Raw genomic sequence first — 10,358 nt, forward strand, 5'->3', positions numbered from 1 at the left:
GTGGACCATCGCCGGTTCAGCTTGCCGGTTTTTCCCAACGGTACTGCGCCAGCTCCGGGTTCAGCGGCGTGCGCGCAAACACGTTAGCGAAGTTGCACAGCGTCGCCAGGCTGACGCCCAGGATCACTTCCAGCGCATGCCCGTCGGTGTAGCCGGCGGCGCGGAACGCGTCATAGCCCGCATCGCTGACATCACCACGGGTGGCGATCACTTCGCGGGTGAACGCGGCGAGTGTCTCATAGCGCGCATTGGGCAATTCGCCGCGCTGGCGCAGCGCGTCAATCACATCTTCAGGCAACTTGGCTTTGTTACGCGCGACGGCGGTGTGCCCGGCCACGCAAAAATCGCACCCATGCTGGGTGGCGGCGATCAGTTGCACCACTTCGCGGTCAGCCAGGCTCAGTTCCGACTTGGCATTCAGGCCAGAAACGGTGATGTAGGTTTCCAACGCGGCCGGAGCATTGGCCAGCACGGCGAGCAGATTGGGTATGAACCCTGAGCCTTTCAGCGCGTTTTCCAGAAAGGGCCTGGCGGCTTGCGGCGCGGTTTCAGGGGTGAGCAGCGGGACGCGGGACATGGAGTGGTCTCCTCATGGGTGAATGACTCCAGTCTGTTGGTTATAAAAAAACCGCTCAATAGGCTAAAGTAGCGATTACTTGCTCTAGAGTCTTTTCATTAGATGAATTCGTCCAGCGCACTCGTCGATTGGTTATTAGACAGCCTCGAACTCAACACTAGCCTGTTCCATGTCGGCCGCTATTGTGGCGACTGGCATGCGAGCACCCATGGGCTGGCCAGGGCGAGTTTTCATCTGATTGTGCAAGGCGAATGCTGGCTGCACATCCACGGCCAGCCGGCGCAGTACCTGAACAATGGCGATGCGGTATTCCTGCTGCGTGATCTGGAATATCGGCTGTCCGGTGCAGACACTGCGCAGGGCGCGCAGGAATGCCCGCGCCGCCCGATGCTGGCGCTCGACAACAACGCCACGGACGGTGTGGGTCTTGTCTGCGGCTTCTTTCATTTCCAGTCCGGGCTGTCGGCGATGATCGTCGACAACCTGCCCGCCTGGATTATCCTGCGCGCCGGCGACCCGTCGTTGACTGCCGCGCGCAATCTGTTCGAACTGATCCTGCAAGAGTGCGAGCGCCAGCCGGCCCCCTCCTCGGCCATGCTCGAACGGCTGTGCCATCTGTTGTTTTTGTATGTGCTGCGTCAACAAGTGCTGGATAACCGCGAATTGGGCGGTCTGGCGGCACTCGCTCGGCACCCGGCATTTTCCAATTTGTTGGAACAGCTGATTGCAGGCCCGGCCGAAAACTGGACGCTGGAGAGCATGGCCGCCTGCACCGGGCTGTCACGCTCGGCGTTTTTCAAGCGTTTCAATGAACTGTGCGGACAATCACCCGGCCAGGTGTTGTTGATGATGCGCATGCGCCACGCCTGCCAGTTGTTCAAGGCAGACCAGACCGTGGCCGATGCATCGCTGGCGGTGGGCTATCAATCGGTGGCGGCGTTTACCCGCGCCTTTCATAAAGTCACCGGGCAACAACCGGGCGCCTACCGCCGCGCGCAAAGCTAGCGCCGCAAGCCATTGCCCGGCGCGGCGCACAGCTGCACCAGCCAATCGACAAACACGCGCACCCGCAGGGACAGCTGACGATGCGGCGGGTACAGCGCAGTCAGCGCCATGGTCGGCACCGCCACTTGCGGCAATACCTCCACCAACGTGCCCTCGGCCAGTTGCTCCATGGCGTGATAATGCGGCGCCTGGATCAGCCCGTAGCCGGCTTCACAGGCGGCGAAATACCCATCGGAGCTGTTTACCGCGACCAGCTTCGCCAAGTTGACCGTGCGCAGTTCGGTGCCGAGCTGGAATTCAAGGCCAAAGCGCTTGCCGCTGGCGCTGGAGACGTACTCGATCATCTGATGCCGGGCCAGGTCGTCCAGGCTGGTGGGCACACCCATGCGCTGCAGGTACGCGGGGCTGGCCAGGGTCAACTGGTCCATCATCGCCAGCGGTCGCGCCACCAGCGATTCGTCCAACGCCAGGCCACCGCGCAGCACGCAATCGACCCCTTCGCGGATCAAGTCCACCGGGCGATCATTGAGTCCGATATCCAGCTCGATCTGCGGGTACAGCGCGGTGAACGTCGGCAGCGCCGGAATCACGATCAGACGGCCAATGCCCGACGGCATATCGATGCTCAGCCTGCCTCGCGGGTTTTGCCGGCGCGAGGAAAACACCGCCTCGGTTTCCTCCAGGTCCGTGAGCAACTGCACGCAGCGCTCGTAGTACGCCGCACCGTCGAGGGTCGGGTTGACCTGGCGCGTGGTGCGTTGCAGCAGTTGCACACCGAGGTGTGCCTCCAGTTGCTTGATCAGCACGGTCACCGAGGCGCGCGGCAGTTGCAGGCTGTCCGCCGCCTTGGCGAACCCGCCCAACTCCACAATCCGGGTGAAAACGCGCATGGCATTGAAACGGTCCACGGTGAGCCTCTGAGGATTATTAAGAATTTCCAAATAGTGATAGTGCTTTTAGCCGGTTTATCCAGGTTTTGTCGAGGGCGACAATAGGCGCCTTCATCCAAGGAGCTGAACCATGCGCACTCGTCAACTCGGTAAGAACGGCCCACACGTCTCCGCCATCGGCCTCGGCTGCATGGGCATGAGCGACTTCTATACCCCCGGCCTCGACACCACGCAAGCCATCGCCACCCTGCACCGCGCCCTTGAACTGGGGGTCAACTTCCTCGATACCGCCGACATGTACGGCCCCCACACCAACGAACAGTTGATCGGCAGGGCCATCGCCGGCAAGCGCGATCAGGTGTTCCTGGCCAGCAAGTTCGGCATCCTGCGCGATCCGGCGAACCCGGCGCTGCGCGGTGTGAATGGGCGCCCCGAGTACGTTCGCACGTCCATCGACGGCACGCTGCAACGCCTGGGCATTGAAACCCTGGACCTGTACTACCAGCACCGCATCGATCCCGAGGTGGCCATCGAAGAAACCGTCGGCGCCATGGCCGAGTTGGTGCAACAGGGCAAGGTGCGCTACCTGGGCCTGAGCGAAGCGTCTGCCGCCACGTTGGAACGGGCGCATAAGGTCCACCCCATCAGCGCCTTGCAAAGCGAATACTCACTGTGGAGCCGCGAGCAGGAAAACAACGGCTGCCTCGCCGCCTGCCAACGGCTGGGCATCGCCTTCGTGCCTTACAGCCCGTTGGGCCGGGGCTTTCTGACCGGCGCACTGAAAAGCCCGGAAGATTTCGGCGCTGACGACTACCGGCGATTCAACCCGCGTTTCCAGGGCGAGAATTTTTCGAAAAACCTGCAACTGGTCAAACAGGTGCAGGCGCTGGCGGCGGATAAAGGCATCACGGCGGGCCAACTGGCGCTGGCCTGGGTATTGGCGCAGGGCGACTACATCGTACCGATCCCAGGCACCAAGCAGCGCAAATACCTGGAAGAGAACGTGGCGGCCGTGTCGATCAGCCTGGCGCCGACTGAAGTGTCGGCGCTGGCAGCGATCTTCCCGGCGCACGCAACCGCCGGCATGCGTTACCCCGAGGACGTGATGGCGATGCTCAATATCTGACCTGGCGGCGCCGCTCGACGGCGTCGGCACTTTCTTACACACACCTACCTAAAGCTCCTACCGTCCAAGCCGATAGCCCTACGAAGCTCTAACAAAGCCGCGCCGACAATAACGCTTCGTAAGGACGATCCCATGCCCCCACTGCGCTCCATCCAAGCTCGCTATACCCTGTTCCTGGTGCTGTTCGTCCTGGTGTTATTGGTGTTGACTGTCGTGGGTATCGGCCAGTTGGTCGCACCCAAGCTGCAATACACCGAAGAACAGGTGGTACTCAATCGCATCGGCGAAGTGGCCGAACAGATCCAGGGCGAACTGAACAAGGTTCAGGCCCAGCAACGCACCATCACGCAAACGATTCCGCTGCTCGACAGCGACGCCATCGACAAGGTCCTGCCCGGCCTGGTGGATCAGTACGGCGAGCTGAAAGTATTCGGCGGCGGTATCTGGCCGCTGCCCAACCAGCGCACGCCTGGGCGTAACAAACACAGCACGTTCTGGCACCGTGACGCCTCGGGCAAGTTGGCGGTCAACACCTTCTGGAACAGTGACCCCGCGCCCAACTATTACGACCAGAGCTGGTACAAAGGCGGCCTCGCCTCGCCCCGTGGCCAATGCGCCTGGGCCGCCGCCTACAAGGATGACGCCAGCCAGGAGCCGCGCACCAACTGCGCCATGGCGATCCAGCGTGACGGCGCCGCCTATGGCGTGGCGACCATCGACGTGACCCTGGGCTTCTTCAATGACCTGGTGGCCAGCAAGGAAAAAGACATCGGCGGGCAAATGCTGATCGTCGAAGGCGACGGCAAGATCATCAGCAACAGCTCGCGCATCAGCAGCCCGGTGGTGTTGAAGAACATCAGCGAACTGACCGGCACCTCGGCCTTCGCCGCCCAGGTCAGCAAAGCCCTGGCCCATCGTGACCAGGCCTTGCAACGCAGCGAGTTCGACAACCAGGGCGTGGCCAGCACGTTCTACATGCGTCCGATCGAGGGCACCCCGTGGTTCCTGGCGACCGCCCTGCCCACCTCGCTGATCACCGCCCAGCGCAATGACGTGCTCGGCAGCCTGGCGTTGCTGCAGATCCCGATGGTGATCCTGCTGGTGCTGCTCGCGGCGTATGCCATTCGCCAGTTGGTACAGCGCATGAAAGCGCTCAAGGGCAATATCGACGCGCTGTCCGCCGGCGACGCCGACCTCACGCGACGCATCACCATCCGCGCCGAAGACGAACTGGGCGCCATCGGTCACTCGGTGAACCACTTTATCGTCTACCTGCAAAACATGATCGGCGAAGTGACCCAGGCCACCGGCGCCATGGCCTCGGGCCTTGCGCAGCTGCAGCAGACCTCGGCGCACACCAACCAGATCCTGGTGCGCCACGCTTCAGAAACCGACCAGACGGTGACCGCCATCACCGAAATGAGCTCCACCGCCGACACCGTCGCGCAAAACGCCGCTGAAACCGCAGCGTTCACCCAGCGCGCCAACGAACACGCCGACCGTTCACGGGTGGTGGTGGGCGAAGCGTCCACCAGTGTCAGCGCCTTGATCGGTGAGGTCGCCAGCGCGACCCACACCGTTGAGAACATGCGCCAGGACGCCGCACGTATCACCGAAACCCTCGGCGTGATCGGCGCCATCGCCGGCCAGACCAACCTGCTGGCGCTCAACGCCGCGATTGAAGCGGCGCGGGCCGGTGAACAAGGCCGCGGTTTTGCCGTAGTGGCCGATGAAGTACGCGCACTCGCCGCACGCACCCAGGCCAGCACCTCGCAGATCAACGAGATGCTGGCGCGCTTGACCACCGGCGTAAGCTCATCGGTCACCGCCATGGAAAACACCCAGGCCAGTTGCCAGTCGGCGGCGGATGCCACGGCGCGGGTGAACAGCGGGCTCGATGAAATGGCCGGTTCGGTCAGCCATATCAACAACCTCAGCACCCAGATCGCGACGGCCGCCGAGCAACAGAGCGCCGTGACCGAAGAGATCAACCGCAGCATGGTACAGATCCGACATATGGTAGAAGAGCTGGTCGAAAGCGGCCATGCCACTGAAACCAATACCCACAGCCTGCTGGAAGCGAATGGCCGGGTGATTGCCTTGATGGGGCGCTTCAAAGTGCGTTGATCCACGCCTGAATACTCCCGTGCAAAGCGCGGGAGTCGGACTATTCTCACAGCTCCTGGTTTAAAACCCGCCACACAGGAGGTGTGTCATGCACGCTATCGAGCATCCGCTCCGCGTGGAGCGAATCAGCCAGGAACGGTTCATCCACGCCCCGGTCGAGGCCGTCTACGACTACGTGACCCAACCGGACCGCTGGCACGAATGGCACCCCTCCTCCCTCAGCGCCGACACCGGCACCCACGGCTCCCTGCCGACCGGTGCGCGTTTTACCGAAATCATCGACCTGCTGGGCATCCGCGTGCCGCTGAGCTACCGCGTAAAAATCGCCTGCTGCCCCTTTGAGTTCATGACCATGTTCACCTCAGTGGTGGTCGACGGTTCCCTGCATTATTGCCTACAGACACAGCCTGGCGGCACGCTGTTTACGCGGGTACTGACCTATGAGACCGAACTGCAACTGGTGACCTTGCATGAGCGCATGATCGAGCTCTCGCGTATCGCGCTGGACCGGCTCAAGCATCGACTGGAAAACGCCAGCGGCTCGACGCAGTAACCCTGCAGCGGGTGTGTTAATCCCCCGTTAATCTCTCCCAAACAGCATCCGGAGCATCTTTTCCCGGAGTTGATGCCCATGCCTTCCATCCGTGACTTATGCGTCGCCGGCCTGCTTACCGCCAGCGCCGCGCCTGTGTTCGCCGCCACCTACGGCCCTGAACTCCAGGGCTTCCAGTACCCCTACCCGGTTGAACGCTTCAACTTCGAGTCCCAAGGTAAAAGCCTACAGATGGGCTATATGGACGTCCCGGCCAAAGGTAAAGCCAACGGCCGCAGCGTGGTGCTGATGCACGGCAAGAACTTCTGCGGCGCCACCTGGGAAGACTCGATCAAAGCCTTGAGCGACGCGGGTTACCGGGTGATCGCGCCGGACCAGATTGGCTTTTGCACCTCCAGCAAGCCCGAACATTACCAATACAGCTTCCAGCAACTGGCGCTCAACACCCACCAGTTACTGGAAAAGCTCGGCATTCAAAAAGCCACGCTGCTCGGCCACTCCACCGGCGGTATGCTCGCCACGCGTTATGCCTTGATGTACCCCGAACAAACCGAGCAACTGGCGCTGGTCAACCCGATCGGCCTGGAAGACTGGAAGGCCTTGGGCGTGCCCCACCAAAGCGTTGACCAGTGGTATCAGCGCGAACTGAAACTGAACGCCGACGGCGTGCGCAAGTACGAGCGCGACACCTATTACGTGGGCCGCTGGAAGCCCGAATACGAGCGCTGGGTGGATATGCTCGTCGGCCTGAATCAGGGGCCGGGGCATACCCTGGTGGCCTGGAACTCGGCATTGATTTACGACATGATCTTCACCCAACCGGTGTACTACGAGTTCAAGGACGTGCAAGCACCCACCCTGCTGCTGATCGGCACCAGCGACACCACCGCCATCGGCAAAGACCTGGCGCCACCGGACGTGAAGGCCAAGGTCGGCAACTACCAGGTGCTGGGCAAGCAGGTGGCCAAGCTGATTCCCCATGCGACCTTGGTGGAGTTCGACGGCTTGGGCCATGCGCCGCAGATGGAAGAACCGGCGCGGTTTCATCAAGCGCTGTTGCAGGGTTTGAAGGCCCTTTAACCTGAGTGAGGCACGCGTGCATGTCGCTACAGATCGCAGTCATTGATGATTGGCAGCAAGTGGCCAGCAGCGTGGTGGATTGGCCGGTGCTGGATCCCTTGGGCCAGGTGCATTTTCTTCATGACTACCCCGCCGATACCGCCACGATGGTCGAGCGTTTGCAGGCGTTCGACGTTATTTGCGTGATGCGCGAGCGCTCCCTCTTCGACCAGGCCTTACTGCAAGGGCTGCCCAGGCTCAAATTGCTGGTGACCGGTGGCATGCGCAACGCCGCCCTCGACATCGCCGCCGCCAAGGCATTGGGTATCCAGGTGTGCGGCACCGACAGCTATAAGCAGGCCGCGCCGGAGCTGACCTGGGCGCTGATCATGGCCTCGACACGCAACCTGCTGGCCGAGGCCAATTCCCTGCGCGCAGGCGGTTGGCAAGTCGGCCTGGGCGGCGATCTGTATGGCAAGACCCTGGGCATCCTCGGGCTGGGCAGCATCGGGCAGAAAGTCGCGCAGTTCGCCCAGGTCTTCGGCATGCGCGTGATTGCCTGGAGCGAAAACCTCACGCCGCAACGGGCGGCTGAGTCCGGCGTGACCTGGGTCAGCAAGCGCGAGCTGTTCGAACAGGCTGACATTCTGACCATTCACTTGGTACTCAGCGAACGCAGTCGCGGTCTGGTCGATGCGCAGGCGTTGAGCTGGATGAAACCCAGTGCCCGGCTGGTCAACACGGCACGCGGGCCGATTGTGGATGAACAGGCGCTGGTTGAGGCATTGAGCAGCGGGCGACTGGCCGGCGCGGCGCTGGACGTATATAGCCAAGAGCCACTACCGTTTGAACATCCCTTCCGCTCGCTGCCAAACGTGCTGGCAACGCCCCATGTCGGTTACGTGAGCGAACAGAACTACCATCAGTTCTATCAGCAGATGATCGAAGACATCCAGGCCTGGACGAACGGCGCGCCCATTCGGGTGCTCGGCTGACGCACCGTTTCAGTGCAGGCGCCCACTTGTGGCGAGGGAGCTTGCTCCCGCTGGGGCGCGCAGCGCCCCCAAAATCAGGGAGCGCTACGCACTCCAGCGGGAGCAAGCGCCCTCGCCACACTGTTTAAGCCTGCTTAACCTTATAAGTTTTTGTCCTACAATTTCCCCGAATAAACCCTGCAGGCGCTGGAATCTGTCCTAGACTGATGACCGATGGGTCCGTTCCAAAACAAAAACCCCGCAAAAAATCGAAACTTTCGAACTCTGCCGCAGGTCCAGTTTTAGGTAAGGCGAACATATCCGGTTCAGACCGCATGCCCGCCCATCCAAACTATTTCAGCTAACCGTGCAACTGGCATACGCCTTGCCAGTTTGTATTGCGCTTGTGCGCCTGGCCGCAGGATGCGGTCAATCGGAGCTGATGGCAGCGGGCCATTAGCCGACCAACGAAACAAGGGGAGTGCATTATGATCAGTGCCGCAGTAGTAACTCAGGGAGAGCGTTTTAGTCAGCCGGCAGGGGGGCCTACATCATTGGCCGACCTGCCCAACACTGTGCGGCCGATCGTGAGTAAGAACCCGAATCGAAAGAAAGTGCTGTTTGTCACCTCCGAGTTTGCCGACTTGGTGAAGACCGGTGGCCTGGGCGACGTCTCTGCCGCCCTGCCCCGCGCCATGGCGCACCTGCACGATGTGCGGGTGCTGATTCCCGGTTACCCGCAGGTGATGGAGAGCGACAACCCGATCCATATCGTCGGTGAGCTGGGCGGCCACGCGGCGCTGCCACCGTGCAAGATCGGGCGCATGGACCTCAAGGACGGCCTGGTCATCTATGTACTGATCTGCCCTGAGCTGTACGAGCGCGAAGGCACGCCCTACGGCGCCAACAATGGCCGCGACTGGCCGGACAACCATATCCGCTTCGCCCGCCTGGGCCTGGCCGCCGCCGACATGGCCGCCAACCTGGCGCAGATTCACTGGTGCCCGGACCTGGTGCACGCCCACGACTGGCCCGCTGGCCTGGCCCCGGCGTATATGCACTGGCGTGGTTCACGCACGCCCACCCTGTTCACCATTCATAACCTCGCCTACCAGGGCGTGGTGAGCCTGGGCTGCACCCCCGAACTGGGCATTCCACCGCACGCCCTGCAACAGGAAGGCATGGAGTTCTACGGCAAGATGTCGTTCCTCAAGGCCGGCATGGCTTATTCCAGCCACATCACCACGGTCAGCGCCACCTACGCCGAGGAAATCACCACGCCGGAATTCGGCTGTGGCCTCGATGGCTTCCTGGCCAGCAAGACTCAGCAAGGCCTGCTCAGCGGGATTCCCAACGGCATCGACGAAAGCTGGGAAACGTCGACCGACCCCCATCTGACCCATAACTTCAATATTGGTGACTGGGAAGGCAAGGCCATCAACGCCGCCCAAGTGCGCGAGCTGTTCGGCCTGCATGACTCCACCGGCCCGTTGTTCGCCGTGGTGTCGCGCCTGGTCTACCAGAAAGGCCTGGACCTCACCGAAGCGGTCGCCAGCTTCATCGTTGAAAACGGTGGCCAGATCGCGATCATCGGGCGTGGCGAGCCGGAAGAAGAACAGGCCATGCGTGAGCTGGCGCTGCGCTTCCCAGGCCAGGTTGGCGTACGCATCGGCTTCAACGAAACCGACGCCCGCCGCATGTTCGCCGGCAGCGACTTCCTGCTGATGCCATCGCGCTATGAGCCCTGTGGCCTGAGCCAGATGTATGCCCAGCGTTTCGGCTCGTTGCCGGTAGCGCGCAACACTGGCGGCCTGGCAGACACTATTGAAGACGGCGTCACCGGATTCCTGTTCAACGAATCCACCGTCGACAGCTACAAAGCAGCCCTGGAGCGCGCCTTTAAAGTGTTTTCTTTCCCAGGCCTGCTCAACGCCATGCGCAGCCGCGCCATGACCCAACCCTTTAACTGGTCACAGGCGGTGGAACCCTACGCCGAGCTGTACGAACAACTGGTGGTTAAAGCACTGGGGAAATCGACTAAATAATC

General features: G+C 61.8%; 9 protein-coding genes. 7 read left to right on the forward strand and 2 right to left on the reverse strand.

Features of this window, described 5'->3' with window-relative positions:
• Window positions 1-16 precede the first annotated feature (16 nt).
• The gene (locus C4J93_RS14485; protein ID WP_124429710.1) at window positions 17-577 is read right to left on the reverse strand and encodes a carboxymuconolactone decarboxylase family protein; all 561 of its coding nucleotides are present in this window, start codon (window positions 575-577) and stop codon (window positions 17-19) included.
• Window positions 578-679: 102 nt separating this feature from the next.
• Here C4J93_RS14485 and C4J93_RS14490 point away from each other — a divergent pair, with 102 nt between their 5' ends.
• A complete protein-coding gene (locus C4J93_RS14490; RefSeq protein WP_124429711.1) occupies window positions 680-1,582 on the forward strand; it encodes an AraC family transcriptional regulator in 903 nt (300 codons plus the stop codon).
• Here the strand turns inward: C4J93_RS14490 and C4J93_RS14495 are convergent.
• Window positions 1,579-2,490, reverse strand: coding sequence for a LysR family transcriptional regulator (locus C4J93_RS14495; RefSeq protein ID WP_124370848.1), 912 nt, complete (start codon window positions 2,488-2,490; stop codon window positions 1,579-1,581). The genes C4J93_RS14490 and C4J93_RS14495 overlap by 4 nt on opposite strands.
• A gap of 112 nt (window positions 2,491-2,602) precedes the next feature.
• On the opposite strand from C4J93_RS14495, the gene C4J93_RS14500 reads away from it, so the two are divergent.
• From C4J93_RS14500 to glgA, 6 genes are all read left to right on the forward strand, one after another.
• On the forward strand, window positions 2,603-3,598 hold the full coding sequence (locus C4J93_RS14500; protein WP_124429712.1) for an aldo/keto reductase: 996 nt from the start codon (window positions 2,603-2,605) through the stop codon (window positions 3,596-3,598).
• A 132-nt stretch (window positions 3,599-3,730) separates the two neighbouring features.
• Entirely contained in the window at window positions 3,731-5,725 is a 1,995-nt protein-coding gene (locus C4J93_RS14505) for a methyl-accepting chemotaxis protein (protein WP_124367195.1), read from the forward strand.
• Window positions 5,726-5,813: 88 nt separating this feature from the next.
• Window positions 5,814-6,278 (forward strand): SRPBCC family protein, encoded by a 465-nt coding sequence (locus tag C4J93_RS14510; protein ID WP_124429713.1) that lies wholly within the window; start codon window positions 5,814-5,816, stop codon window positions 6,276-6,278.
• Between the two features lie 78 nt (window positions 6,279-6,356).
• Window positions 6,357-7,358 (forward strand): alpha/beta fold hydrolase, encoded by a 1,002-nt coding sequence (locus tag C4J93_RS14515; RefSeq protein WP_124429714.1) that lies wholly within the window; start codon window positions 6,357-6,359, stop codon window positions 7,356-7,358.
• A gap of 20 nt (window positions 7,359-7,378) precedes the next feature.
• Complete coding sequence (locus tag C4J93_RS14520; RefSeq protein ID WP_124429715.1) at window positions 7,379-8,332, forward strand: D-2-hydroxyacid dehydrogenase family protein; 954 nt, start codon at window positions 7,379-7,381, stop codon at window positions 8,330-8,332.
• A gap of 467 nt (window positions 8,333-8,799) precedes the next feature.
• Entirely contained in the window at window positions 8,800-10,356 is a 1,557-nt protein-coding gene (gene glgA, locus C4J93_RS14525) for a glycogen synthase GlgA (RefSeq protein ID WP_124367199.1), read from the forward strand.
• Window positions 10,357-10,358 lie beyond the last annotated feature (2 nt).

Source organism: Pseudomonas sp. R2-37-08W, assembly GCF_003851705.1.
In the GTDB taxonomy this organism is placed as follows: domain Bacteria; phylum Pseudomonadota; class Gammaproteobacteria; order Pseudomonadales; family Pseudomonadaceae; genus Aquipseudomonas.